This is a genomic window from Mesorhizobium sp. dw_380, from assembly GCF_018588885.1.
Lineage (GTDB): Bacteria > Pseudomonadota > Alphaproteobacteria > Rhizobiales > Rhizobiaceae > Mesorhizobium.
Map to the genome: position 1 here is coordinate 51,815 of NZ_JAFFIW010000008.1, position 26,225 is coordinate 78,039.

Consider the following 26,225-nt stretch of genomic DNA (forward strand, 5'->3'; position numbering starts at 1 on the left):
CGATGGCGATCGATGATCCGTTCAAGCACGCGAGCCTGGGATCCGGCGTCTTCTACAAGGATCCTCTTGCCGCGCTCACGTGGCTCGAAGCGGCTTTCGGCTTCGAGCGCAGCATGGTGGTCAGCGACGCCGACGGAAAGCTCGTCCATTCCGAGATGCGGTTCGGCGATTGCTACATCATTGTCGATTCCGAATGGAGCGACCATATCGCCAGTCCAGCTTCGGTCTCGGGCAAGAACACGCAGTCGGTCTATATCAGGCTGAAGGACGGCCTGGACGCACATTGCGAGCATGCGCGGTCGGTTGGCGCTGAGATAATCCAGGAGCCGACAGACCAATTTTACGGCGAACGCCAGTATCGGGCCCGCGATCCCGAGGGCCATGTCTGGACCTTCACCCAGCCCATCCGGTCCGTTTCCCGCGAAGAGGCCGAGCGGTTGAGCGGCCTGCGCATCGAGGGTTGGCACCGGTAGAGCGCGGCCGGGCAACCGTCCGGCGTTTGGAGCACGGACCGCGGCCTGTTAAATCTTGGCTCCTGATTCGCGACTCGGAAGTATGTATGGTGCGCCTTGCCGGCCGGATAATTCTGCTTTGGGGTTGGCGGCGCGCGCTCGTGGCCTTTCTTGCCGGAGCGCTGGCGGTGCTCGGACAGGCGCCCTACGATTTCTTCGCCGCCTGCTTCATCTCGTTTCCGCTGCTGGTCTGGCTGCTCGACGGCGCGACCGGTGAAGCCTCCGGCAGCCTGTTTCGTCGCCTGCGACCGGCTTTTGCGGTCGGCTGGTGGTTCGGCTTCGGCTATTTCCTCGCCGGTCTCTGGTGGATCGGCTCGGCACTGCTGGTCGAGGCCGACGACTTTGCCTGGGCGCTGCCCTTCGCCGTGGTCGGCATTCCCTTCGCGCTCGCCTTTTTCTACGGCTTCGCGACGATGATCGCCCGGCTATTGTGGAGCAGCGATATCGGCCGTATCGCCGCCCTTGCCTTTGGCTTCGGACTGATGGAGTGGCTGCGCGGCTTCCTGTTCACCGGTTTTCCCTGGAATGCCATAGGCGACGCGGCAATGCCGGTGCCCCTTCTGATGCAAAGCGTCTCGGTGACCGGCATGATCGGTATGAACACGCTTGCCGTGTTCCTCTTTTCGTTGCCGGCACTGCTGGTGGCGCGCCGTCATCTGCGCTTGGGCGCGGCGCTGTTCGTCGTGCTTGCCACCGCCCATATCGGCTTTGGCTATGTCAGGCTTGCCGCTCCCGAAAAGCCGGCGGCGCGCAGTCTGGATGTCCGCATCGTCCAGCCGGCCGTCGACCTGTCGGAAAAGTGGGACGCCTCGGTGCGCGACCGTATCTTTGCCACCTTGCTGGGTCTGTCCGCCAAGGCGCCTGACCCCGGCCATGGCAAGCCGCAGCTTATTCTTTGGCCGGAAACCTCCGTGCCGTTTCTCTTCACCGAACGCCCGGACGCGCTGACGGCGCTGGGTGACATGCTGTCCGATGGCCAGATGCTGGTCGCCGGCGTCGTTCGCGAGGAAGGCGGCTCGGCGGCCAGCGCCGACAGCCGCTACTACAACTCGGTGGTGGCGATCGACGACAAGGGCGAAATCACCGATGCCGTCGACAAGGTCCATCTGGTGCCGTTCGGCGAATACCTGCCTTTTGCCGACCTGCTCGGCCGTTTCGGCATCGAGCAGCTCGTCGCCGGACCAATGACGTTCACGGCCGGCAACGAACGCCACGCCCTCACGCTGCCGGGCGGCATCCGTGCCCTGCCATTTATCTGTTACGAGGTGATTTTTCCCGAGCTGGTGGCAGTTGACGCTACGTCAGCGCAGCTTATTGTGAACGTTACCAATGATGCGTGGTTCGGCGACACGCCGGGGCCGTATCAGCATTTCAGGCAGGCCCAGATTCGCGCGGTGGAGAACGGATTGCCCTTGTTGCGTGCCGCCAACAACGGCATCTCGGCCGTCGTCGATCCACGCGGCCGCATCGTCGATGCGCTGGCGATCGACGCGCGCGGAGCGATCGATGTGAAGGTTCCGATTGCCGAACAGACGGTCATTTCGCCCCGCCAGCGGCGCATTAACGGAATGCTGATCATGTTGCTGTTTGCGCTGGTGGGTGTGTTGTTGAATGTAAGGCAAAGGCTACGGGTGAATTGACAGTCGACACATTAGAAACTCATACTGTAACGCCTGAAAATTTCTCGAAGCCGGTGGATCGTTCTGTTGGGGCAGTCGCCTCCGGTTTTGTTTGGGCGGGAAAAAATCACAAAGCCGAAAAAATTCGGCGAGGAAAAAATGACAGAAGAAAACAAGAAGAAACCGAATCCCATCGACATCCACGTTGGAAGTCGCATCCGGCTTCGCCGCAATATGCTCGGAATGAGCCAGGAAAAGCTGGGCGAGAATCTCGGCATCACATTTCAACAGATCCAGAAATATGAAAAGGGCACCAACCGCGTCGGCGCCAGCCGGCTGCAGGCGATAGCCTCCATACTTGGCGTGCCCGTCGCCTTTTTCTTCGAGGATGCGCCGGGCCAGGAGTCCACGGCCGGCCGCGGCTTTGCCGAGGATGCGTCGATGGCTTTCGCCGTCGAATTCTGCGGCAGTCCCGAAGGCCTTCAGCTCAACCGGGCCTTTGTCAAGATCGCCGATGTCAAGGTGCGCCGCCGGATCATCGACCTGGTGAAGTCGCTCGCCGCGGACGATCTCGACTGACCCGGAATGCCTCTCGAACCGGCGGCATCCGTCGCCGGTGGCACAAGATATCGACATCGACAGTCGTGCCAGAACGGCGGCAACGCTTGACGAGCGGCGCTTTGCCCCGCTAACACGTGGCGCGCCAAAATCGGCAGCCTGCCGATCGTTTTTCAAGAGGGGACACCCGTGACGCGGCAGAACTACTTCTTTACCTCGGAATCCGTTGCCGAGGGCCATCCGGACAAAGTCTGTGACCGGATCTCCGACGAGATTGTCGATCTGGTCTATCGTGAAGCCAAGAAGACCGGCATGGATCCGTGGAAAGTGCGTGTCGCCTGCGAGACCCTGGCGACCACCAACCGCGTCGTCATCGCCGGCGAAGTACGCGTCCCGGAGACGCTGCTGAAGAAGGACAAGGCCGGCAATATCCTCAGGGATGCCGCGGGCCATCCTGTCGTGAACCCGGCGAAGTTCAAATCCGTCGCCCGCAAGGCGATCCGCGAGATCGGCTACGAGCAGGCCGGCTTCCACTGGAAGACGGCCAAGATCGAGGTCCTGCTGCACGGCCAGTCGCCCGACATCGGCCAGGGCGTCGACAATGCCGCCGACCGCCAGGGCGAGGAAGGTGCAGGCGACCAGGGCATCATGTTCGGCTATGCCTGCCGCGAGACGCCGGACCTGATGCCGGCGCCGATCTACTACAGCCACAAGATCCTCGAACTCCTGGCTGCCGCCCGCCACGAGAACAACGGCGAGGCCGGCAAGCTCGGCCCAGACGCAAAGAGCCAGGTCACCGTCCGCTACATCGACGGCAAGGCCGCCGAGGCAACGCAGATCGTGCTGTCGACTCAGCATCTCGACGCAACCTGGGATTCGAAGAAGGTCCGCAAGGTCGTTGAACCCTATATCCGCGAGGCATTGGGCGACCTCAAGATCGCCGACGACTGCATGTGGTACATCAACCCGACCGGCAAGTTCGTCATCGGCGGTCCGGACGGTGATGCCGGCCTCACCGGCCGCAAGATCATCGTCGACACCTACGGCGGTGCGGCACCGCATGGCGGCGGCGCCTTCTCCGGCAAGGACACCACCAAGGTTGACCGTTCGGCCGCCTACGCGGCGCGCTACCTGGCCAAGAATGTCGTGGCGGCGAAGCTTGCCGACCGCTGCACCATCCAGCTCTCCTATGCCATCGGCGTCGCCCAGCCGCTGTCGGTCTATGTCGACCTGCACGGCACCGGCAAGGTCGACGAGGCAAAGCTCGAGGAAGCGCTTCGCAGCGTGATGGACCTGTCCCCGTCGGGCATCCGTCGCCATCTCGACCTCAACAAGCCGATCTACGCCAAGACGTCGTCTTATGGCCATTTCGGCCGCAAGGCCGGCCGTGACGGATCTTTCTCCTGGGAAAAGACCGATCTCGCCAAGGCGCTCAAGGATGCTGTCGCGGCGTGAGCGCCGCGACAGACCTGCACCATCAGATGAGCCCGCAAGACAGGCCAAGCCGTTCGACCGAAGCCTTCTTCGGTCGTCGGCGCGGCAAGCCCGTTCGCCCGCAACAGGCGGCGGCCCTGGAAAGCGGGCTTGGCGCCTACGGGCTCGACCTGACGGCGGAAGCGCCGCCGGATCTGCGCACCCTGTTTGAAGCCGATGTCTGCGCCGTTCGGCTGGAGATCGGCTTTGGCGGCGGCGAACATCTTCTGCACCGCGCCATCGAGGCGCCGACGGTCGGCTTCATCGGTGTCGAGCCCTTCGTCAATGGCATGGCCAAGATGATGATGGCCGTGCGGGCAAGGCCGCTGGCCAATCTCAGGGTCTTTGATGACGATGCCACCCGCCTGCTCGACTGGCTGCCCCCGGCCTCGCTCGACGGCATCGATCTTCTCTATCCCGATCCCTGGCCGAAGAAGAAGCACTGGAAGCGGCGTTTCGTCAGCCCAGTCAACCTCGACCGTTTCGCGCGTGTCCTGAAGCCGGGTTCAAGATTCCGCTTTGCGTCCGATATCGACACCTATGTGAACTGGACCTTGCTGCACTGCAGGGCGCATGGCGCCTTCGCATGGCAGGCCGCGGAAGCGGAGGACTGGCATCGCCCCTACGATGGCTGGCCAGGCACGCGTTACGAGGCAAAGGCCATGCGCGAGGGCCGGCGGCCAGCCTATCTCACCTTCATCAGAAAATAGGCGCCTTACGGGCGGCTGCTTCCAAAGTTAGAAACGGCCGATCCTGTTGAAGACGGCCGGATCCATGCCGAGCCTGCGCAATTCGTCCGCGCGCGGCTTGCGGCCGGGTTCCACGGCGCGTGAGGCGGCGACCGCGCTGCCGAATGCGGTGAACAGATCGCCTATGGCGGACAAAATCTTGCGGTTGCTCATGGTAATACCCTTTCGCTGTCGCGAAATATCTTTGTCTTTATGCGATCCCACCTAGATGGGGACGCGGCGTTGGCGCTCACAGGGCTCTCGCCGCATGGAGCCCATGCGCCTCGCGCAACGCTGGCGCCTCGGCCTCATCCAATGCCGCTTCGGCACGGCGGGCTTGAAACATGGGCCGCGTTCGTCTATATCAGCCTCAAATTCTTGGTCGGTATGACGAAGAGTGGGTCCACCCGGTCCCGCTCTTTTTTATTACCTGCCGATAGGTTCGAAACGAACGACGGGTAATCGATGACTGCAACAGCAAGCGAAGGTGACGATCGCATCATCCGCGAAAGCGGCATCGATGCGCGCATCGCGCTGATTATCCAGCCGGTGCTGCGCGGCATCGGTTTTCGCCTGGTGCGTGTGCGCCTGTCCGGCCAGAATGGGCTGACGCTGCAGATCATGGCCGAGCGCGAGGACGGCACCATGACCGTCGAGGATTGCGAAGAGGTCAGCCGCGCGGTGTCGCCGGCGCTGGATGTGGATGATCCGATCGAGAAGGCGTATCATCTCGAAGTCTCTTCTCCCGGCATCGACCGGCCGCTGGTCCGCAAATCGGATTTCACAGCGTGGACGGGCCATATGGTGAAGATGGAGACATCGGTCGTCGTCGCTGATCGCAAGCGCTTCAAGGGCAAGATCGCCGAGGCCGGCGAAAATGACGTGCTGATCGAGCGCGACAAGGCGGCCTATGGCGAGGAGCCGACGGTGAGAGTGCCTTACGATACGATCGCCGAGGCGCGCCTGATCCTGACCGACGACCTTATCCGCGACGCGTTGTCAAAGGACAACAGGGCGCGCAAGGAAGCCAAGAAACGCCGCGGCGAGCCGGACGACGACATTTCCGAGGATGCCACGGAAGAAGACGAACAGGAAAGTTGATTGAGCTGCCGGGCCCGAAGGTCCGGCAAACAGGCTCGGGAGAAAGAACATGGTTGTAAGCGCTAACAGACTTGAACTGCTGCAGATTGCCGATGCGGTCGCGCGTGAAAAGTCGATCGACAAGTCGATCGTCATCGCCGCCATGGCCGATGCGATCCAGAAGGCGGCGCGCTCGCGTTATGGCCAGGAGACCAACATCCGCGCCGACATCAACCCCAACACCGGCGAGATGAAGCTGCAGCGGCTGATGGAAGTGGTCGAAAAGGTCGACGACTATGCCACGCAGATCGCCATCTCCTCGGCGCGCGAACGCAATCCCGACGCTCAGCTCGGCGATTTCATCGCCGAACAGCTGCCGCCGATGGATTTCGGCCGCATCGCTGCCCAGTCGGCCAAGCAGGTCATCGTGCAGAAGGTGCGCGAGGCCGAACGCGACCGCCAATATGACGAATACAAGGACCGCATTGGCGAGATCGTCAACGGCACCGTCAAGCGCGTCGAATACGGCAACGTCATCGTCGATCTCGGCCGCGGCGAGGCCATCATCCGCCGCGACGAATTGATTCCGCGCGAGAACTACAAATATGGCGATCGCGTCCGTGCCTATGTCTACGACGTGCGCCGCGAACAGCGCGGCCCGCAGATCTTCCTGTCGCGTACCCATCCGCAGTTCATGGCCAAGCTCTTCACCATGGAAGTGCCCGAGATCTATGACGGTATCATCGAGATCAAATCGGTCGCCCGCGATCCGGGTTCGCGCGCCAAGATCGCCGTCATCTCGCGCGACAGTTCGATCGATCCGGTCGGCGCCTGCGTCGGTATGCGCGGCAGCCGCGTCCAGGCCGTCGTCGGCGAACTGCAGGGCGAAAAGATCGATATCATTCCGTGGTCGCCTTCGGCCGCGTCCTTCATCGTCAACGCGCTGCAGCCGGCGGAAGTCGCCAAGGTCGTGCTCGACGAGGACGCCGAGCGCATCGAAGTGGTGGTTCCCGACGATCAGCTGTCGCTGGCCATCGGCCGCCGCGGCCAGAACGTGCGTCTCGCCTCGCAGCTCACCGGCTGGGACATCGACATCCTGACCGAGGCCGAGGAATCCGAGCGTCGCCAGAAGGAATTCGTCGAGCGCTCGGCGCTGTTCATGGAAGCCCTCGATGTCGACGAGATGGTCGGCCAGGTGCTGGCCTCCGAAGGCTTCACCAGCGTCGAGGAAGTCGCCTATGTCGATGCCGGCGAGATCGCTTCGATCGACGGCTTTGATGAAGACACCGCGTCGGAAATCCAGACTCGTGCCCGCGAATATCTCGAAAAGATCGAAGCCGAGCACGACGAGAAGCGCAAGGCGCTTGGGGTCAAGGACGAGCTGCGCGAAATCCCAGGCATCACCACCGCCATGATGGTGACGCTTGGCGAGGACGGCGTGAAGACGATCGAGGATTTCGCCGGCTATGCCGCCGACGACCTGACCGGCTGGAAGGAACGCAAGGACGGCGAAACCAAGGTCTATCCGGGCGTGCTGGCCAATCATGGTGTTTCGCGCGCCGACGCCGAGCAGATGGTGCTCAATGCCCGTCTCAAGGCCGGCTGGATTTCCGAGGACGAGCTTGCAGCCGAAGAAGCATCGGCTGACGAAGCCGTTGGTGCGTGAGGTGAAACCGCATCGCACAGAACCCGCCCTCGGACGAGATGAACGATCGCACCTGCATCGTCACCCGCAAGCAGGCCGAACCGGATAAACTGATCCGTTTCGTCGTCGGCCCGGATTCGGCCGTCGTTCCCGATCTCAAGAGAAATCTGCCCGGCCGTGGTTGCTGGGTGAGCGCCGACCGCCTACATATCGACAAGGCGGCGGCCAAGAACCTTTTTGCCCGCGCCTTCAAGGCACAGGTGGTCGTGCCGCCGGACCTCGGCGGCATGGTCGACGGACTGCTCTCCAGATCCGCGCTGGGCATGCTGGGCCTCGCCCGCAAGGCCGGCGCAATCGCGCTGGGCGCAACCAAGGTCGAGAGCGCGGTGCGCGGCGGCCTGGCGCTTTTCGTGCTCCACGCGACCGAAGCGTCCGACGATGGCGTGCGCAAGATCAGCCAGGCGCGGCGGGCGACCGTCCATATCGGCGGCCCGTCCATCCTTGCCTACAAACTTTTCTCCGAGGCCGAGTTGAGCTTGGCATTGGGGGGTACAAATGTGATACATGCTGCCGTCCTCGCGGGAGACGCGGGTAAGGCGGTCCAGAAGCGCATGGTTGCGCTCGACCGATATCGGGGCGGTACCCCGGACGATCTGGCAATGCTTGCGGCCGTTGCTGACGAAGATGATGCCGCAGAGGATATGGAATGAACGATACGAAATCGGGCGACGACAAGACGTTGAGTGTTACGCCGAAGAAGACCTTGACGCTGAAGCGCCCCGGCATGGAACAGGGCACCGTGCGCCAGAATTTCTCGCATGGCCGCACCAAGTCGGTCGTGGTCGAGACCAAGAAGCGCAAGTTCTCGCTGCCTGGCGACAAGCCGGAGCCGGCGGCCGCTGCCCCTGTGCCCGTGTTCACCCCGAAACCGGCGGTTGCGGCAGCACCTGTGGTGCAGGAAGCGCCCAAGGCGCCGCCACCCCCGCCGCCGGCTCCGGTCGAGCGCAGCGGCATGGTGCTGAACGAACTGTCGCGCAGCGAGATGGAAGCGCGCCGCAGGGCGCTCGAAGGCTCCAAGGTGCGCGAGGTCGAGGACCGTCAGCGTGCGGCCGAGGAAGCCAAGCGCCGCGCCGAGGATGAAGAGCGCCGCAAGCGTGAGCGCGAGGAATCCGCGCGCCGTCAGGCCGAGGAAGAGGCGCGCCTTCAGACCGAAGCCGAATCGCGCCGCCGCGCCGAGGAGGAGGCCCGCCGCCGCGCGCCGCAAGCCGCGGAGCTGGCGACCGCCGACGAAGAGGAAGAGGTCAAGCCGAAGCGGACCGGCGCCGGTGCGCCTGTGCGCCGTCCGGTCACGCCCGAAGTGGCGCGTCCGGCCAAGCCGACCAAGGGCGAGGAAGACCGCCGCCGTGGCAAGCTGACGCTGAACTCCGCGCTTTCCGACGAGGATGCCCGAGCCCGTTCGCTGTCGTCGATGCGTCGCCGCCAGGAAAAGTTCAAGCGCGCGATGCACAATGAGCCGCGCGAGAAAGTCATGCGCGAAGTGATCCTGCCCGAGACCATCACCATCCAGGAACTGGCGCAGCGCATGTCCGAACGTGCGGTCGATGTGGTCAAGTTCTTCATGAAGCAAGGCCAGATCCTGAAGCCGGGCGACGTCATCGACGCTGACACGGCCGAACTGGTCGCCACCGAATTCGGCCACACGGTCCGCCGCGTTGCCGAGTCCGACATCGAGGAAGGCCTGTTCAACATCGCCGACCGCCCGGAAGACCTCGTGTCGCGTCCGCCGGTCGTCACCATCATGGGTCACGTCGACCACGGCAAGACCTCGCTGCTCGACGCTATCCGCAATGCCAATGTCGTCTCCGGCGAGGCCGGCGGCATCACCCAGCATATCGGCGCCTATCAGGTCGAGAAGAACGGTCAGAAGATCACTTTCATCGATACGCCCGGCCACGCCGCCTTCACGGCCATGCGCGCCCGTGGCGCCCAGGCCACCGACATTGCCATTCTGGTGGTGGCGGCCGACGACAGCGTGATGCCGCAGACGATCGAATCGATCAGCCATGCCAAGGCGGCCGGCGTTCCGATCATCGTGGCGATCAACAAGATCGACAAGCATGACGCCGATCCGCAGAAGGTGCGCTCCGAACTGCTGCGCCATGAGGTCTTCGTCGAATCCATGGGTGGTGAGGTGCTGGACGTCGAAGTGTCGGCGACCAAGGGCACCAATCTCGACAAGCTGCTCGAGGCGATCCTGCTGCAGGCCGAAATCCTCGACCTGAAGGCCAATCCGGACCGCACCGCCGAGGGCGTCGTCATCGAAGCGCAGCTCGACAAGGGCCGTGGTCCCGTCGCCACCGTGCTGGTGCAGACCGGCACCTTGATGCCGGGCGACATCCTCGTCGCCGGCAACGAATGGGGCCGGGTGCGCGCGCTGGTCAACGATCGCGGCGAGCAGATCAAGGAAGCACCGCCGGCGATGCCGGTCGAGGTGCTCGGCCTTCAGGGAACCCCGCAGGCCGGCGACCGCTTCGCCGTGGTCAACAATGAGGCCCGCGCTCGCGAGATCACCGAGTATCGCCAGCGTCTGGCGCGCGAGAAGGCGGTGGCCAGGCATGCCGGCCAGCGCGGCTCGCTCGAACAGATGATGTCGCAGTTGCAGACGAGCGGGCTGAAGGAATTCCCGCTGGTCATCAAGGGCGACGTGCAGGGTTCGATCGAGGCGATCAACGCCGCGCTCGACAAGCTCGGCACCGACGAGGTGCGTGCTCGCATCGTCCATGCCGGCGCCGGCGCCATCACCGAAAGCGACGTCTCGCTGGCGGAAACGTCGGGTGCGGCAATCATCGGCTTCAATGTCCGTGCCAACGTGCAGGCACGTGCGGCGGCCGTGGCCGCGGGCATCGAGATCCGCTATTACTCGATCATCTACAACCTCGTGGATGATGTGAAGGCGGCTCTGTCGGGCCTGCTGTCGCCGGAGCGTCGCGAGACCTTCATCGGCAATGCCGAGATCCTCGAGATCTTCGACATCACCAAGGTCGGCAAGATCGCCGGCTGCCGGGTCACCGAAGGCAAGGTCGAGCGTGGCGCGGGCGTACGCCTGATCCGCGACAACGTCGTCATCCACGAAGGCACGCTGAAGACCCTGAAGCGCTTCAAGGACGAAGTTTCGGAAGTCCCCGGCGGCCAGGAGTGCGGCATGGCCTTCCAGAACTACGAGGATATGCGCGTCGGTGACGTCATCGAGTGCTTCCGCGTCGAGATGGTGACCCGGACACTCTGAGTTCGAGTGACTTATCGGTACCGGGCGGTGGTCATCAGACCGCCGCCCCAAGCCTGTTGAGAATGACCGTTTGAGACATGCGGCACGGTCCTATCCCGCGCCTCACGCTTTCAGGATTGAGAAAAAATGCCCCGTTCCACCACATCCGGCCCATCCCAGCGCATGCTGCGCGTTGGCGAACAGGTGCGCCATGCGCTCTCCGAAACCTTGCAGCGCGGCGAGATCATCGATCCGCTGATCGAGAACGCCGTGGTGTCGGTCTCGGAAGTGCGCATGTCGCCCGATCTCAAGATCGCCACCGCCTTTGTTTCTCCGCTCGGCGCCAAGGATGCCGGCGCGGTCATCGAGGCGCTGAACAAGCATGCCAAATTCGTCCGCGGCCGTGTCTCCGGCGCGCTCAGGCAGATGAAGTACATGCCGGAGTTCCGCTTCCGGCTGGACACCTCCTTCGACAATTTCGCCAGGATCAACGATCTGCTGAAGTCGCCCGAAGTGGCGCGCGATCTCGATGGGGACGAACACGACAAAGACGACAAGGCCAAATACGACAAGGACGGGGAATAATGGGGCGTCGCGGCAAGAAGAAGGGTCGGCCGGTCTCAGGTTGGGTGGTGTTGGACAAGCCTGTCGGCATGGGTTCGACCGAGGCCGTCTCCAAGATCAAATGGCTATTCCAGGCGGAAAAGGCCGGCCATGCCGGCACCCTCGACCCGCTCGCCTCCGGCATGCTGCCGATCGCGCTCGGCGAAGCCACCAAGACGGTGCCCTACGTGCAGGACGGCGCCAAGGTCTATCGGTTCACCGTTGCCTGGGGCGACGAACGCTCCACCGACGATCTTGAAGGGCCGGTGACCAAGAGCTCCGACCTGCGTCCCGGGGAAGCGCAGGTGCGGGCGCTGCTGGCGAAATACACCGGCGTCATCATGCAGACGCCGCCGCAATTCTCGGCCATCAAGATTGCAGGTGAACGCGCCTACGACCTCGCCCGTGAAGGCGAGACGGTCGACATTCCCGCGCGGGAAATCGAGATCGGTCGTCTGGACGTCATCGAGCACAATGCCGATCACACCGTTTTCGAGATCGAATGCGGCAAGGGCACCTATGTGCGCTCGCTGGCCCGTGACATGGGCCGCGACCTCGGCTGCTTCGGCCACATTTCCGAGCTGCGCCGGGTCGAGGTCGAGCCGTTCACGCCTGAGGATTTCGTCACCATCGCCGAATTGGAAGCGGCCCGCTTCGGCATGAAGGACAAACCGGAGCCTGCCGGCGACGCCGAGCCGATGGAACTCCCCGTCGACTTCGATGCCATCGATGCGCTTCTGGTCGACACGTCGGCGGCACTCGACTGCCTGCCGCAGATCGCCATCAGCGACGATGCGGCGACAAAGATCCGTCTCGGCAATCCGGTGATCATTCGTGGCCGTGATGCGCCTGTGGAGGCGGAAGAAGCCTGCGCGACGGCACGCGGCAAGCTGGTTGCCATCGGCGCGATCGAACAAGGCATGTTCAAGCCCAAGCGGGTCTTTGCCGGGTGACGGCTCTCGTCTAACTTCAGTTGGACTTTAGGCTCGAGGGGCACATGGCAAAGGCCGAGGCGGTGAAAAAGCGGGCGCCCGTGAGGACGCGGCGGCCGCCGGTCGGCGCCTCGCCGGGCACGCTGATCGCAGATCCGGCAGCGCGCCGCTCCGAATTGCGGCTGACCTTGATCTCGCCGCAGAAGTTCAAGACCATCGACAATGCCAGCATCGACGATGTCGAGGCCAATTGCCACAAATGGCCTGTCATCTGGCTCGATTGCACCGGTCTCGCCAACATCGCGCTGATCGAGGAGATCGGCCGCATCTTCAGCCTGCATCCGCTGGCGCTGGAGGATGTCGTCAACACCGGCCAGCGGCCGAAGGTCGACTTCTTCGAGGATCATGCCTTCGTCGTGGTGCGCATGATCGACGATATCACTTCGCACCGCTACGAACAGATCGCTCTCTTCCTCGGCGAGAACTTCGTCGTCACCTTTCAGGAACGCGAGGGTGATCCGTTCGATCCGGTGCGCAAGCGTATCGAGAGCTCGGCGCCCAACCGCTTGCGCACCCGCGGCGCCGACTATCTGGCCTATGCGCTGGTCGACGCCATTGTCGACAGCTATTTCCCGCCGATCGAGGCCGCCGGCGACCTGGTCGACAGCATCGAGGACCAGATGCTGCATTCTCCGCACAAGTATCAGATGCGCCAACTGCACGGATTGCGGCGCGACGCCAATGTGCTGAAGGGCGTGCTGTGGCCGATGCGCGATGCGCTGGCGACGCTGATCCGCAACGACGTGCCCTATCTGAAGGCCGAGACCAAGGTCTTTCTCAATGACACGCTCGACCATTCGCTGCGGCTGATCGAGCTGGTCGAGACCCAGCGCGACATGCTGACCGGCCTGATCGAGATGCATCTGTCGCTGAGCCAGGCGCGCACCAACGACGTTATCAGCTATCTCACCATCGTCTCAGTCATCTTCATGCCGCTCACCTTCCTGGTCGGCGTCTGGGGCATGAATTTCGATCCCGGGAGTTCGCCCTGGAACATGCCGGAGCTGAAAGCCTATTACGGCTATCCGTTGTCGCTCCTGTTCATGGCCGTTGTCGCCGTCGGGTTGATTGCCTTCTTCAAATGGAAGAAATGGCTTTGACAGAGATAAAACTTGCCATCTGGGGCTGAAAAGCCGGCTTCGTGAATTGGGCTGGTGTTTTCTGGGGAATTGCACTATATGCGCCGCAGCAAAGCGCCACGTCGCTTAGCCTACACCGGCCCCTGCTGGACGACATCCCGGCTGAGGGCGACCCGTTTCCTCGAACAGATAAGGAAAAACACGATGTCGATTACTGCCGAGCGCAAACAGGAATTGATGGGTGAATTCGCAACCGCCAAGGGCGATACCGGGTCACCGGAAGTCCAAGTGGCCATCCTTTCCGAGCGCATCAAGAACCTGACCGACCACTTCAAGGACCACAAGAAGGATAACCATTCCCGCCGTGGTCTGCTCGCTCTCGTGTCCCAGCGCCGCAGCCTGCTTGATTATCTCAAGCGCAAGGACGACGCGCGCTATCAGACACTGATCGAGAAGCTCGGTCTGCGCCGTTGACGAATTGACCGGCGGGCTCTTTCAAGGAGTCCGCCGGTCGCGCATTTGAGCACCGGACCAATCCGATCTCGAATGCAGGACTGGAGCGCCGCGCACCCCATCCGGATGCCGGACGGACGCTCCAAAAATGAATTTGCGCATGATGCGTTCCGCAAGCCGTGGTTTTCGGGGTCATGCGCAAGCCAGTCGATCGATTGGCCATATCCGGCTTCAAGCGCGCAGAGGGCCACTTGAAGCCACCCATGGACGGTCATGGGGCAGGATTGCAGGACGCTCGTATGGCCACCGTGCCGACAAACCCGAGCCTCCCGTTGTCTTGCCCGTGGCTGCCCGAGAAAGGAAGCCAGAGGAAAGGGAATCCGCGCACGCTGAAACGGCGCGGCCCTTCCTCATATAAAGGATAAGACATGTTCAATCAGCACAAAGTGGAAATCGAATGGGGCGGCCGCCCGCTCATCCTCGAAACCGGCAAGATCGCGCGCCAGGCTGACGGCGCCGTGCTCGCCACCTATGGCGAGACCAAGGTGCTTGCCACGGTCGTTTCGATGAAGGAGCCCAAGCCCGGTCTCGATTTCTTTCCGCTGACCGTCAACTACCAGGAAAAGACCTATGCCGCCGGCAAGATCCCGGGCGGCTATTTCAAGCGTGAAGGCCGTCCGAGCGAAAAGGAAACGCTGGTTTCCCGCCTCATCGATCGCCCGATCCGTCCGCTCTTCGCGGATGGCTACAAGAACGACACCCAGATCGTCGTCACCGTCGTCCAGCATGACCTCGAGAACGATCCGGACATCCTGTCGATCGTCGCCACCTCGGCCGCGCTGACGCTGTCGGGCGTTCCCTTCATGGGACCGATCGGTGGCGCCCGTGTCGGCTACATCAACGGCGAATACGTGCTCAACCCGCATGTCGACGAGATGCAGGAATCCAAGCTCGATCTGATCGTCGCCGGCACTGCCGACGCTGTGCTGATGGTCGAATCCGAAGCCAAGGAACTTGGCGAGGAGCTGATGCTCGGCGCAGTCATGTTCGGCCATCGCGGCTTCCAGCCGGTGATCGAGGCGATCATCAAGCTGGCCGAAGTCGCCGCCAAGGACCCGCGCGATTTCACCGCCCCGGACTATTCCGCGCTCGAAGCCGAGATGCTGAAGATCGTCGGCGACGAACTCCGCGAAGCCTACAAGATCACCGACAAGCAGAAGCGCTATGCCGCCGTCGACGCCGTCAAGGCGAAGGTCAAGGCAGCGTTTGCTCCGGCCGAAGGCGAAGACGCCAAGTACACCTCCGAGCAGATCGGCTCGGTGTTCAAGGAACTCCAGGCCAAGGTCGTGCGCTGGAACATCCTCGACACCGGCTCGCGCATCGACGGCCGTGACCTGAAGACGGTCCGCAAGATCGTGTCCGAGGTTGGCGTCCTGCCGCGCACCCATGGTTCGGCGCTGTTCACCCGCGGCGAGACCCAGGCGCTGGTCGTTGCCACGCTCGGCACCGGCGAGGACGAGCAGTATGTCGATTCGCTGACCGGCATGTACAAGGAGAAGTTCCTCCTTCACTACAACTTCCCTCCCTACTCCGTCGGTGAAACCGGCCGCATGGGCTCGCCGGGCCGCCGCGAAATCGGCCACGGCAAGCTCGCCTGGCGCGCCATCCGTCCGATGCTGCCGAGCGCTGACCAGTTCCCCTACACGCTGCGTGTCGTCTCGGAGATCACCGAGTCCAACGGTTCGTCGTCGATGGCCACCGTCTGCGGCACCTCGCTGGCGCTGATGGATGCCGGCGTGCCGCTGGCCAAGCCGGTTGCCGGCATCGCCATGGGCCTGATCAAGGAAGGCGAGCGCTTCGCCGTGCTCTCCGACATCCTTGGCGACGAGGATCATCTCGGCGACATGGACTTCAAGGTCGCCGGCACCGCCAGCGGCATCACCTCGCTGCAGATGGACATCAAGATCGAGGGCATCACCGAAGAGATCATGAAGATCGCGCTCGACCAGGCCAAGGACGGCCGTCAGCACATTCTCGGCGAGATGTCGAACGCGCTCTCCGGCGCACGTTCGGAACTCGGCGAGTTCGCGCCGCGCATCGAGGTCATGCACATTCCGACGGACAAGATCCGCGACGTCATCGGTTCGGGCGGCAAGGTCATCCGTGAGATCGTCGAGAAGACCGGCGCCAAGATCAACATCGAGGACGACGGCACGGTCAAGATCGCTTCCTCGAACGCCAAGGAGATCGAGGCGGCGAAGAAGTGGATCCACACCATTGTCGCCGAGCCGGAAGTCGGCGAGATCTACGAAGGCACGGTCGTCAAGACCGCCGACTTCGGCGCTTTCGTCAACTTCTTCGGCCCGCGTGACGGCCTCGTTCACATCTCGCAGCTTGCCAACGACCGGGTCGCCAAGACCTCGGACGTCGTCAAGGAAGGCGACAAGGTCTGGGTCAAGCTGATGGGCTTCGACGAGCGCGGCAAGGTCCGCCTGTCGATGAAGGTCGTCGACCAGGCTACCGGCAAGGAAATCGCTCGCGACAAGAAGGTCGAAGGCGAAGAAAACGCCGCCTGAGCTTGTCTGACAGAAAGATCGAAGCGGGCGCGGCTTATGTCGCGCCCGCTTTCGTTTGGAGCCAATTCCAGGAAAGATGTGAGCGGTTTTCCCGGGAAAAGCGTAGCACTTTCCCCACAGGAATTGCGTAAGACTCCGGGGAGCAAAGGCATGGCCGCTGAGGCATTGAAGACGCTTTTCCATCCGTTCGAGGCCGAGGCGCTTTCCCTGCCGCGAAAGGGTGAGCGCATCCTTTTCCTGGGTGCCGAGCCCGGCCTGCGCCCGCCGCCGGGCTTCGAGGCCACGCTTCATCTCGTACAGGGCTTCCGGCCGCATTTCCGCGCGTTGCAGGCGGCGGGATTCACGGTCGCGCCGCAAGCCGAGGGCGACGGTTTTGATGCCGCGCTGGTGCTCGCGGGCCGGCATCGCGGACAGAACGAACTGCGCATCGCCGAGGCTCTCGAGCGCGTGGCGCCGGGCGGATTGATCGTCGTTGCCGGCGGCAAGGATGACGGCATTGCCAGCCTGCGCAAGCGCATCGACGAGCTTGTGCCGCTCGACGGCCATATGCCGAAATATCACGGCATCGCCTTCTGGCTGCGCCGTCCCGCCGATCTGGAAGCTGCGGAAAAACTGCGCGCCGCCAATCCTGCCCTGCTGGTTGAAGGGCGATTCCACACCGCCCCAGGCATGTTCTCTTTCGATAAGCTCGATGCTGGTTCGAAATTGCTGGTCGAGACCTTGCCCGGTGATCTCAGGGGGAACGTTGCCGACTTTTGCGCCGGCTGGGGTTATCTGGCTGCCGAGGTCGCCGCACGCTCTCCTGGCATAGCAGCGCTCGACCTCTACGAAGCGGACTTCGCCTCGCTCGAAGCGGCGAGGGCCAATATCGGCAACATGGCAGCCGCCCCCAGTTTCTTCTGGACTGATCTACTGACTGAAACGGTGGATCGGCGCTATGACGCGATCATCATGAACCCGCCGTTTCACCGCAGCCGTGCGGCCGAGCCCGAGATCGGCATCGGCATGATCCGGGCAGCGGCCAAGGCCTTGAAGCCCGGTGGGCGGCTGTTCATGGTCGCCAACCGCCAGCTACCCTACGAGCCCGTGCTGTCGGCCGCCTTCTCAAGCCATGCGGAGCTTGCCCGCGACGGCATGTTCAAGGTGTTGTCCGCGCGGCGCTGAAACGATGCAGTTCAGTGCAGACTGGCGACGCGCCGCACGTCCTCGCTGGCGTGCTTGCCAATCCCGATCTTGAGCGGCGCCGGCCGGCCGAACAGATAGCCCTGCACCACCTCGCAGCCGGCTGCACGCAGCAGCGTGGCCTGGCTCTCGGTCTCGACGCCTTCGGCAATGATGCTGACGCCGAGCGCACGCGAAAGCCCGACGATGGTCGAGACGACAGCGCCGGAACTGGAATCGGTATCAATGCGGCTGACGAAGGAGCGGTCGATCTTCAGCTTGCCGAACGAGAAGTCGATCAGGTAGCTGAGGTTGGAATAGCCGGTGCCGAAATCATCGACGGCGACCGAGATGCCCATTTCGGCAAGCTCTTTCAGGATGGCGGCCGCGCGGTCGCGGTCCTGCATCATCGCCGTCTCGGTCACTTCCAGCTCCAGCCGTGACGGCTTGATGCCGGTTGACCTCATCGTGTCGCGCACGATGCCGATGAAGTCCTTGGTCATGAATTGGACAGGCGAAATATTGACCGCGACGAAGCAGTCGTCCGGCAAATGGCGGGCGTCGCTACAGGCCTTGCGCAGAACCCATTCGCCGATCGGGTTGATCATCCCGGTTTCCTCGGCGATCTGGATGAACTCCATGGGCGGGATCATGCCGCGTTCGGGATGATTCCAGCGGATCAGCGCTTCATAGCCGACAATACGGCCGGTCGGCAGATCGAGCTGCGGCTGATAATGAAGGTCGAAGTCCCCGCGCTCGAAGGCGGTGTGCAGCTCGGATTCGACCCATTGGCGATAATCGGCAACGCGCCCCATCTCGCTGTCGAACACCGACCAGTTGCCGATGCCGCTGGCGCGGGCATTCTGCAGCGCCAAATTGGAGCGGCGCAGGATAAGGACTGGATCGACGCCATCCTTGGGCATGGCCACGATACCCACGGACAGGCTCACCGATTGCTGGTGACTGCTGAGTTCGTAGGGCTCCATCATCTCGTCGATGAGCCTTTCGACCGTGCTTTCCATGGTTCCCTGGATCTGATGATCCGGAAGCAGCACCGCGAACTCGCCGGCGCCAATGCGCCCGATCAGCGCGCGTTCAGGTACGCTGCTCTGCAGCCGCTTGGTGAAGGCGCGGATCAGCTCGTCGCCCTGGGTGTAGCCGATCGCGTCGTTGATCTGTTTGAACCGGTCGATGTCGATGTCGATCAGGAACACCGGTTCCCCGGTCCGACTTGTCGCGCATGCCGCCTCGGCGATCTTGCCGACCATTGCAGGGCGCGCCAGCAGTCCCGTCAGCTTGTCGAAATGGGTTTCGTTGAAGACGAAATCCGCCGATTCATCGACGCCGGCGAAGAACGACATTGCCGCCACCGACGCCGCCAGCGCGCAAAGCGCAGCCATGACCGCGACCATCATATCCGTCGATATGCCGGCGAACTCGTCGCCGAGACCGTGCTTCAGGCCCCAGATGCCGAGGATGAAACTGCCAATGCCCGAACTTGCTATGGTGAGCAGTCGGAACACCGGTGTTCGCTTCGGGTTGCTGACGGCAGGCATTCAAAAGTCCCCAGACTGCGGAACTCTATAGCGGAAAGCTCCTTAAAATGAGTTTCCGTGAATGCATCCAATTTTACTGGAGAGGATTTTATTTCTTTACTGGAAAAAGGACGATTTTCCCGACACTGTCTTATGCCGTCGCCCAAAACATGTCGCCTTGATCCGTTTCCGTTAGCCGTCCGTCTGCTTCAACTCATCGAGCGTCGGCATCGAGACGATGTGATAGCCGGAATCGACGTAGTGGATTTCGCCGGTGACGCCGGAGGCGAGGTCCGACAGCAGATAAAGCGCGGAGCCGCCGACCTCGTCGATGGTGACGGTACGGCGCAGCGGCGAGTTGCGCTGCTGGTAGGAGAACATGTGGCGGGCATCTGAAATGCCGGCGCCGGCGAGCGTGCGCACCGGTCCCGCAGAGATGCCGTTCACCCTTATGCCGCGCGGGCCGTAATCGTTGGCGAGGTAGCGCACGCTGGCCTCCAGGCCGGCCTTGGCGACGCCCATGACATTATAGTTCGGCATGACGCGGACCGAACCGGCATAGGTCAACGTGATCATCGAGCCGCCGTCCGTCATCAGTGCCGCGGCATTGCGGGCAACCTCGGTGAAGGAGTAGCAGGAGATCACCATGGTGCGGACGAAGTTGTCCCGGCTGGTGTCGGCGTAGAGGCCCTTCAACTCATTCTTGTCGGAAAAACCGATGGCATGGACGACGAAGTCCAGCCCGCCCCAGGCGTTGCCAAGCGTCTCGAACGTGGCGGCGACCGAAGCGCTGTCTTCAACGTCGCAGGGAACGACCAGCGAGGCGCCGAGCTTGTCGGCCAGCGGTTTGACCCGGCGGCCGAAGGCCTCGCCCTGGTAGGTGAAGGCGAGCTCCGCCCCATGTTCGGATAGCTTCCGGGCGATGCCCCAGGCGATCGAATGATCGTTGGCGACGCCCATGACAAGCCCGCGCTTGCCCTTCATCAATCCGTCCATGGCCGCCAAATCCTTATAAAAATGCTGGCCTTACACAAAAACGCTGGGCTTATGCGGAATAGCGCTGGAAAACGAGCGTTGCGTTGGTGCCGCCGAAACCGAAGGAATTTGACAGGACGGTGTCGATCTTGGCGTTGTCGATGCGCTTGCGCACGATCGGCATGCCCTCGAATTCAGGATCAAGTGTCTCGATATGGGCGCTTTCGCCGATGAAGCCGCCTTGCATCATCAGGATCGAATAGATGGATTCCTGCACCCCGGCCGCGCCGAGCGAATGGCCGGTCAGCGATTTCGTCGAGGTGATGAACGGCATCTTCTCGCCGAACACCTCGCGGATCGCGCCCATTTCCTTGGAATCTCCCACAGGCGTCGAGGTGCCGTGGGTGTTGATGTAGTCGACAGGCGTGGAAACCGTCGCCAGCGCCTGGCGCATGCAGCGGACCGCACCTTCGCCCGAGGGGGCCACCATGTCGTAGCCGTCCGAGGTCGCGCCATAGCCGACGATCTCGGCGTAGATCCTGGCGCCGCGCGCCTTGGCATGCTCCAGCTCTTCCAGCACCAGCACGCCGGCGCCGCCGGCAATGACGAAGCCGTCGCGATTGGCGTCATATGCGCGCGAAGCGGTCGATGCCTTGTCATTGAACTTCGATGACATGGCGCCCATGGCGTCGAACAGGTCCGACATCGTCCAGTCGAGATCCTCGTGGCCGCCGGCAAAGACCATGTCCTGCTTGCCCCATTGGATCAGCTCGTAGCCATTGCCGATGCAATGCGCCGAGGTCGAGCAGGCCGACGAGATCGAATAATTGACGCCGTGGATCTTGAACCACGTGGCCAAGGTGGCCGAGGCCGTCGACGACATCGCCTTCGGCACCGCGAACGGGCCGATACGCTTGGGGCTGCCGTTCTTGAGCGTGGTTTCGGCCGCCTCGACGATGGTGCGGGTGGAAGGGCCGCCCGAGCCCATGACGATGCCGGTGCGCTCATTGGTGATGTCGCTTTCGCCGAGGCCCGCATCGGCGATCGCCTGGTCCATGGCGACATGGTTCCAGGCAGCACCTTGCGACAGGAAGCGCATCGCGCGGCGATCGATCATGGCGGAAGGGTCGAGCGTCGGAGCGCCCCAGACCTGGCAGCGGAAGCCGTGCTCGGCGAAGGAATCGGAAAAGCTGATGCCGGATCTGGCGTCATGCAGCGAGGTTTGCACCTCGTTGGCATTGTTGCCGATCGACGACACGATGCCGAGGCCTGTGACTACGACACGTCTCATTCGCGACTCCTTCCAGGGATGCTGACCAGTGGGTCGGCCAGGGCTGCGGTCAAGCGACCGGCGACTGCTTGGACAGACCGACCTTCAGGTCCGTCGCCGCATATATGGGCTCGCCATCTGCCTTCATCCAGCCATCGGCGATGCCCAGCACCAGCCGGCCGCGCATCACACGCTTGAAATCCACGCCATACTCGACCTTTTTGACCGCCGGCGTGACCATGCCCTTGAACTTGACCTCACCCGTCGACAGCGCCATTCCCTTGCCGGGTTCGCCGAGCCAGCCGAGATAGAAACCCGTCAATTGCCACAAGGCGTCGAGGCCGAGGCATCCTGGCATGATCGGATTGCCGATGAAATGGCAAGCAAAGAACCACAGGTCCGGCTTGATGTCGAATTCCGCGCGGATGAAGCCCTTGTCGAAGGCGCCGCCGGTCTCGCTGACCTCGGTGATGCGGTCGAACATCAGCATGGGCGGGTAGGGCAGCTGGGCGTTGCCCTCTCCGAACAGCTCGCCGCGGGCGCAGGCCAGCAATTCGTCGTAGTCGTAGCTGGATTTCGAACCCGCCATCAATCTCTTCCCCATATCGTCCGGGCGGTAGCGCGCCCTTGTCGTTGGTGTCCTAACACAATCTGTTTCAGGCCGGAAACCGGCGTTTGCGCTTAACCCGCCAGTCTGCCCGGGTCAATGCACGCTATTGATCGCATTCGGACGACAGAATATATGTCCAACAGGGGTCCGGTTTCGGCAGACAATCATTTTTTTGCCATTCTGGGCGTGTCTTGAAGCGGGACTGTGTGCTTGGAAGACCAGATGGACCGGGGCTGCCGGAAGGAAAATGTCGCTGTGGACAAGCGGGTGCGTGAAGCCGGTCTGAGACCGACACGCCAGCGCATCGCGCTGGCCGACCTGCTTTTTGCCAAGGGCGACCGCCATTTGTCGGCCGAGGAGTTGCACGAGGAGGCGCTGGCCGCCGGCGTGCCGGTGTCGCTGGCCACGGTCTACAACGCGCTCCACCAGTTCACCCAGGCGGGACTGCTGCGCATCCTCGCCGTCGAGGGTGCCAAGACCTATTTCGACACCAACACCTCCGATCATCACCATTTCTACATCGAAGGCGAGAACCGGATTTTCGACATCGCCAACGGCCCGGTGACGGTCACCAACCTGCCGGATCCGCCCGAGGGCATGGAAATCGCCAATGTCGATATCGTGGTGAGGCTGCGCCACAAGCGTCAGGAATGATCGGCCCGGCCCGAATGATCGGTCAGGCCCGAATGATCGGTCTGGGATGAAACCCCTCGACCTGATAATCCGGCTCGAATGGGCTGTGGTGGCCGCCGCCGCTGTCGCCTTCTACGCTTCGTCAGGCGTATCCTGGTGGCTCTTCGGATTGCTCATCCTGGCGCCCGACCTGTCGATGTTGGGCTATCTCGGCGGGCCGCGTATCGGCGCCGTTGCCTACAACGCCTTGCACATCCTCATCGTACCGGTGCTTCTGCTGCTCGCCGGTCACCTGTCCGGCAATGCGGCTGCCATCGCGGTCGCGTTGATCTGGATCGCCCACATCGCCATCGACCGTGCGCTGGGCTACGGCCTGAAGCTGTCAACCGGTTTTCAGGACACCCATCTCGGCCGAATCGGTCGCAAGCTGAACGACGTCAGTCCTTGACCCGCTCGCCTGGATAGGCGCCCCACACCGCGGCCTGGGCGAGCCAGCCGGTGTGGCCGTCGAGCGTCATTTCGCACCATTGGCCGTCGCAGGTCTTGATCGTGCCCATGACGCCCGGCTCGACGATCGCTACCACGCTGGCATCCTTGTCGGGGCTTCTGAGCATATTGATTTGAGCGCCCTTGCCGCGCTGCCATGGCGCGATGATCGCGGTGCGCCGGCCCGACAGCAGTGACTGGTTGATCCACCCCTCCGAACCATCGGCATCGCGAACGCGGCGCCACGTATCGAACTCCTGGATGATCTCCATCGGCAGGCCGGCCTTCATATACATCCAGTCGACCGAGTAGTTGGCGCCGGGGCCGACGCGCGAGTTGACGCGGCCGGATTTCAGGCTGACGAATCGCGGCAGCGGCAGGCCGCTCGGCCCGAGCGTGACGGCGCTCTGGGCGGGTGCCGCCGCGCTCTGCGCCGCGGCAAGCGGGGAATAAAGGAGAGCGCCGAGAAATGCTGCGCTGAGGAGCAGGCGAAGCGACGCGAAACCAGACACTTTCGTTCCTTTCGGCGCCGGCCCGGTGGCCGCAGCGCCCCTTTTTCTTTGTCTTCGGCGGCACCGCTTGTTACATGAGTAAATCGGCTGCCGCGACCGGCTTTCAGTTTCGCCGGTCTTGGTTAAAGAGGTCTCAACGAGGGAAACAATGGTAGGCAAAAAGAAGCCTCTCGTGGTCATCACGCGAAAGCTGCCGGACCCGGTCGAGACCCGCATGCGCGAGCTGTTCGACGCAAGGCTGAATGTCGAGGACAGGCCGATGACGCAGCCGGAACTGGTCGCGGCGGTCAAGGAGGCCGACGTGCTGGTGCCGACCGTGACCGACCACATCGACGCGGCGCTGATCGCCCAGGCCGGCGACAATCTCAAGCTGATCGCCAATTTCGGCAATGGCGTCGACAAGATCGACGTGGAGGCGGCTGCCAAGAAGGGCATCACCGTCACCAATACGCCCAATGTGCTCACCGAAGATACCGCCGACATGACCATGGCGCTGATACTGGCGGTGCCGCGCCGGCTCGTGGAAGGCGCCAACGTGCTTACCGGCGACAAGAAATGGGCGGGCTGGTCGCCGACCTGGATGCTTGGCCGGCGCATCTGGGGCAAGCGGCTCGGCATTGTCGGCATGGGCCGCATCGGCACCGCCGTCGCGCGGCGGGCCAAGGCTTTTGGCCTCTCCATCCACTATCACAATCGCCATCGCGTGCTGCCGGCGGTAGAGGATGGGCTTGAGGCGACCTATTGGGAAAGCCTCGACCAGATGCTGGCCCGCATGGACATCATCTCGGTCAATTGCCCGTCGACGCCCGCGACCTTCCATCTGCTTTCGGCGCGGCGGCTGGCGCTGTTGCAGCCCACGGCCTATATCGTCAACACTGCGCGCGGCGATATCATAGACGAAGAAGCGCTGGTCAAGCTGATCCAGGACGGCAAGATCGCCGGAGCCGGCCTCGACGTCTACGAGCACGAGCCGGCGCTCAATGCCAAGCTGCTCAAGCTCGCCGCCAAGGGCAAGGTCGTGCTTCTGCCGCATATGGGCTCGGCGACGCTCGAGGGTCGTATCGACATGGGCGAGAAGGTCATCATCAATATCAGGGCCTTCGTCGACGGTCACCGTCCCCCGGACCGTGTGCTGCCGCTCAGAACCTGATGGCACCCAAGTGAAAGCTAACGCTTACGAAAGAGCCTTGCGCATGGTGATCGAGGTGGGCCTGGTGTAGCCGTCATGCGCCGTCCGTTCGCTTTCGTGAAAGCCGAGACTGGCAAAGGCGGCATGATTGGCGGTGAGCTCGATCCGCGTCTGAAGCTCCAGCACCGCTTTGCCGCGGTCGAGCGCAAGAAGTTCGACCGCCCGCATCAGCCGCCGGCCGATGCCTTGCCCCTGGCAGTCCGGGGCGACGGCAAGCTTGCCGACATAAAAGTCGTCGGCCCTTTCGAGAGCAAAGACGCAGCCGACGATCCTGTCTCCGTCGAGGGCCACGAAACCGGTCTCGCGTCTGGCCTTGTCGCGCAGCGTGTCGGCGGTGAGCAGGTGGGCCGAGGACGGCGGGTCGATGACGCCGTCCATGAAGGCGAAGGCATGCATGATCAGGGCCAGCACGTCATCCCAGCGGCCGAAATCGGCCTGGATGCGGGCGATGGAGAGGGGCATGGGCTGCTTCAAGGTCAGCGTCTGGCGTAGCGGATCGTTTCGAAGCGCGCGGCGAGCGCATCGTAGAGCAGCAGCCGGCCAACCAAGGGTTCGCCTATGCCGGTGATCAGCTTGATCGCCTCCATCGCCTGCAGCGTGCCGACGACGCCGGTCAGCGCGCCAATTATCCCGGCCTCGGCGCAGGACGGCACCAGGCCCGGCGGTGGGGCTTCCGGAAAGAGGTCGCGATAGCCAGGGTTCGGCTTGCCATCCTTGCCGTCCTCGAAAGGCTTCAACACCGTCACCGAGCCGTCGAAGCGGCCGACGGCGGCATGCACCAGCGGCTTGCGCTCGCTCGCGCAGGCGTCGGCCACCGTATAGCGGGTCTCGAAATTGTCGGAACCGTCGACGACGATGTCATAGCGGGTGACCAGGGCAGGGGCGTTGTCCGTGGTCAGCCGCAATGTGTGGGTTTCGACCGCGGTATTCGGATTGATGCGGGCGATTGCCGCCTTGGCGCTGTGGGTTTTCAGCATGCCGACAGTTTCGGTGCCGTGGATGACCTGGCGTTGCAGGTTGGAGAGCGACACGGTGTCATCGTCGACAATGCCGAGCGTGCCGACGCCCGCCGCCGCAAGGTATTCGAGCACCGGCGCGCCCAGGCCGCCGGCGCCGATCACCAGGACCCGCGCTTGCTTGAGCTTCTGCTGGCCCGCGCCGCCGACCTCCGGCAGCACGATATGGCGGGCATAGCGTTCGATCTCGTCGGTGGTGAGCGCATTGGTCATATCAGGACCATATAGCGGCTGAAAAACCTTGACGACATCCAT

Annotated in this window: 26 protein-coding genes; 18 read left to right on the forward strand and 8 right to left on the reverse strand. The window is 63.0% G+C overall.

Going from position 1 to position 26,225, the window contains the following annotated elements:
• Positions 1-2: 2 nt before the first annotated feature.
• From JT360_RS10400 to trmB, 5 genes are all read left to right on the forward strand, one after another.
• The gene (locus JT360_RS10400; protein ID WP_214471677.1) at positions 3-473 is read left to right on the forward strand and encodes a VOC family protein; all 471 of its coding nucleotides are present in this window, start codon (positions 3-5) and stop codon (positions 471-473) included.
• A gap of 86 nt (positions 474-559) precedes the next feature.
• On the forward strand, positions 560-2,152 hold the full coding sequence (gene lnt / locus JT360_RS10405; RefSeq protein WP_214471464.1) for an apolipoprotein N-acyltransferase: 1,593 nt from the start codon (positions 560-562) through the stop codon (positions 2,150-2,152).
• A gap of 138 nt (positions 2,153-2,290) precedes the next feature.
• A complete protein-coding gene (locus JT360_RS10410; RefSeq protein ID WP_214471465.1) occupies positions 2,291-2,710 on the forward strand; it encodes a helix-turn-helix domain-containing protein in 420 nt (139 codons plus the stop codon).
• A gap of 168 nt (positions 2,711-2,878) precedes the next feature.
• Entirely contained in the window at positions 2,879-4,144 is a 1,266-nt protein-coding gene (gene metK / locus JT360_RS10415; protein WP_352127047.1) for a methionine adenosyltransferase, read from the forward strand.
• A gap of 26 nt (positions 4,145-4,170) precedes the next feature.
• On the forward strand, positions 4,171-4,872 hold the full coding sequence (gene trmB, locus JT360_RS10420) for a tRNA (guanine(46)-N(7))-methyltransferase TrmB (protein ID WP_214471679.1): 702 nt from the start codon (positions 4,171-4,173) through the stop codon (positions 4,870-4,872).
• 27 nt (positions 4,873-4,899) lie between these two features.
• Here the strand turns inward: trmB and JT360_RS10425 are convergent, their stop codons facing one another.
• Positions 4,900-5,064 carry a hypothetical protein gene (locus JT360_RS10425; protein ID WP_214471466.1) on the reverse strand — a complete coding sequence of 55 codons (165 nt, stop codon included), beginning with the start codon at positions 5,062-5,064 and terminating at the stop codon, positions 4,900-4,902.
• A 291-nt stretch (positions 5,065-5,355) separates the two neighbouring features.
• On the opposite strand from JT360_RS10425, the gene rimP reads away from it, so the two are divergent.
• From rimP to JT360_RS10475, 10 genes are all read left to right on the forward strand, one after another.
• Positions 5,356-5,991, forward strand: a complete 636-nt coding sequence (gene rimP / locus JT360_RS10430) for a ribosome maturation factor RimP (protein ID WP_214471467.1) — start codon at positions 5,356-5,358, stop codon at positions 5,989-5,991.
• A 49-nt stretch (positions 5,992-6,040) separates the two neighbouring features.
• A complete protein-coding gene (gene nusA, locus JT360_RS10435) occupies positions 6,041-7,636 on the forward strand; it encodes a transcription termination factor NusA (RefSeq protein WP_214471469.1) in 1,596 nt (531 codons plus the stop codon).
• Positions 7,637-7,674: 38 nt separating this feature from the next.
• On the forward strand, positions 7,675-8,325 hold the full coding sequence (locus tag JT360_RS10440; protein WP_214471470.1) for an RNA-binding protein: 651 nt from the start codon (positions 7,675-7,677) through the stop codon (positions 8,323-8,325).
• On the forward strand, positions 8,322-10,901 hold the full coding sequence (gene infB / locus JT360_RS10445) for a translation initiation factor IF-2 (protein ID WP_214471471.1): 2,580 nt from the start codon (positions 8,322-8,324) through the stop codon (positions 10,899-10,901). The genes JT360_RS10440 and infB overlap by 4 nt, the downstream gene beginning before the upstream one ends.
• A gap of 126 nt (positions 10,902-11,027) precedes the next feature.
• The gene (gene rbfA, locus JT360_RS10450; RefSeq protein WP_214471472.1) at positions 11,028-11,465 is read left to right on the forward strand and encodes a 30S ribosome-binding factor RbfA; all 438 of its coding nucleotides are present in this window, start codon (positions 11,028-11,030) and stop codon (positions 11,463-11,465) included.
• Positions 11,465-12,436, forward strand: coding sequence for a tRNA pseudouridine(55) synthase TruB (gene truB, locus JT360_RS10455; protein WP_214471473.1), 972 nt, complete (start codon positions 11,465-11,467; stop codon positions 12,434-12,436). The genes rbfA and truB overlap by 1 nt, the downstream gene beginning before the upstream one ends.
• A gap of 44 nt (positions 12,437-12,480) precedes the next feature.
• On the forward strand, positions 12,481-13,575 hold the full coding sequence (gene corA / locus JT360_RS10460) for a magnesium/cobalt transporter CorA (protein ID WP_214471474.1): 1,095 nt from the start codon (positions 12,481-12,483) through the stop codon (positions 13,573-13,575).
• Positions 13,576-13,653: 78 nt separating this feature from the next.
• On the forward strand, positions 13,654-14,028 hold the full coding sequence (gene rpsO / locus JT360_RS10465; RefSeq protein ID WP_284731560.1) for a 30S ribosomal protein S15: 375 nt from the start codon (positions 13,654-13,656) through the stop codon (positions 14,026-14,028).
• Between the two features lie 407 nt (positions 14,029-14,435).
• Positions 14,436-16,583 carry a polyribonucleotide nucleotidyltransferase gene (pnp, locus tag JT360_RS10470; protein WP_214471475.1) on the forward strand — a complete coding sequence of 716 codons (2,148 nt, stop codon included), beginning with the start codon at positions 14,436-14,438 and terminating at the stop codon, positions 16,581-16,583.
• 150 nt (positions 16,584-16,733) lie between these two features.
• Complete coding sequence (locus JT360_RS10475; RefSeq protein ID WP_214471476.1) at positions 16,734-17,747, forward strand: class I SAM-dependent methyltransferase; 1,014 nt, start codon at positions 16,734-16,736, stop codon at positions 17,745-17,747.
• An 11-nt stretch (positions 17,748-17,758) separates the two neighbouring features.
• On the opposite strand, the gene JT360_RS10480 is transcribed toward JT360_RS10475, so the two are convergent.
• The 4 genes from JT360_RS10480 to fabA form a co-directional block, all read right to left on the reverse strand.
• Positions 17,759-19,300 carry a putative bifunctional diguanylate cyclase/phosphodiesterase gene (locus JT360_RS10480; RefSeq protein ID WP_214471478.1) on the reverse strand — a complete coding sequence of 514 codons (1,542 nt, stop codon included), beginning with the start codon at positions 19,298-19,300 and terminating at the stop codon, positions 17,759-17,761.
• Between the two features lie 171 nt (positions 19,301-19,471).
• Positions 19,472-20,275 (reverse strand): enoyl-ACP reductase FabI, encoded by an 804-nt coding sequence (gene fabI, locus JT360_RS10485; protein WP_214471479.1) that lies wholly within the window; start codon positions 20,273-20,275, stop codon positions 19,472-19,474.
• A 49-nt stretch (positions 20,276-20,324) separates the two neighbouring features.
• Positions 20,325-21,545 (reverse strand): beta-ketoacyl-ACP synthase I, encoded by a 1,221-nt coding sequence (gene fabB / locus JT360_RS10490; RefSeq protein ID WP_214471481.1) that lies wholly within the window; start codon positions 21,543-21,545, stop codon positions 20,325-20,327.
• A 49-nt stretch (positions 21,546-21,594) separates the two neighbouring features.
• Entirely contained in the window at positions 21,595-22,113 is a 519-nt protein-coding gene (fabA, locus tag JT360_RS10495) for a 3-hydroxyacyl-[acyl-carrier-protein] dehydratase FabA (protein ID WP_214471483.1), read from the reverse strand.
• A 243-nt stretch (positions 22,114-22,356) separates the two neighbouring features.
• Between fabA and irrA the strand changes: the two genes are divergently transcribed.
• Together irrA and JT360_RS10505 are read left to right on the forward strand one after the other, a co-directional pair.
• Positions 22,357-22,788: an iron response transcriptional regulator IrrA gene (gene irrA, locus JT360_RS10500; RefSeq protein ID WP_214471485.1), complete on the forward strand. Its 432-nt coding sequence runs from the start codon at positions 22,357-22,359 to the stop codon at positions 22,786-22,788.
• A 46-nt stretch (positions 22,789-22,834) separates the two neighbouring features.
• Positions 22,835-23,215: a DUF4260 domain-containing protein gene (locus tag JT360_RS10505; RefSeq protein WP_214471487.1), complete on the forward strand. Its 381-nt coding sequence runs from the start codon at positions 22,835-22,837 to the stop codon at positions 23,213-23,215.
• Here the strand turns inward: JT360_RS10505 and JT360_RS10510 are convergent.
• Positions 23,205-23,765, reverse strand: coding sequence for an SH3 domain-containing protein (locus JT360_RS10510; protein ID WP_214471490.1), 561 nt, complete (start codon positions 23,763-23,765; stop codon positions 23,205-23,207). The two genes, JT360_RS10505 and JT360_RS10510, sit on opposite strands and share 11 nt — an antisense overlap.
• Before the next feature lie 148 nt (positions 23,766-23,913).
• Between JT360_RS10510 and JT360_RS10515 the strand changes: the two genes are divergently transcribed.
• Positions 23,914-24,915 carry a 2-hydroxyacid dehydrogenase gene (locus JT360_RS10515; protein ID WP_214471492.1) on the forward strand — a complete coding sequence of 334 codons (1,002 nt, stop codon included), beginning with the start codon at positions 23,914-23,916 and terminating at the stop codon, positions 24,913-24,915.
• Between the two features lie 24 nt (positions 24,916-24,939).
• On the opposite strand, the gene JT360_RS10520 is transcribed toward JT360_RS10515, so the two are convergent.
• Together JT360_RS10520 and JT360_RS10525 are read right to left on the reverse strand one after the other, a co-directional pair.
• Positions 24,940-25,416: a GNAT family N-acetyltransferase gene (locus tag JT360_RS10520; RefSeq protein WP_214471494.1), complete on the reverse strand. Its 477-nt coding sequence runs from the start codon at positions 25,414-25,416 to the stop codon at positions 24,940-24,942.
• A gap of 14 nt (positions 25,417-25,430) precedes the next feature.
• Positions 25,431-26,183, reverse strand: coding sequence for a molybdopterin-synthase adenylyltransferase MoeB (locus JT360_RS10525; protein ID WP_214471496.1), 753 nt, complete (start codon positions 26,181-26,183; stop codon positions 25,431-25,433).
• Positions 26,184-26,225: the final 42 nt, after the last annotated feature.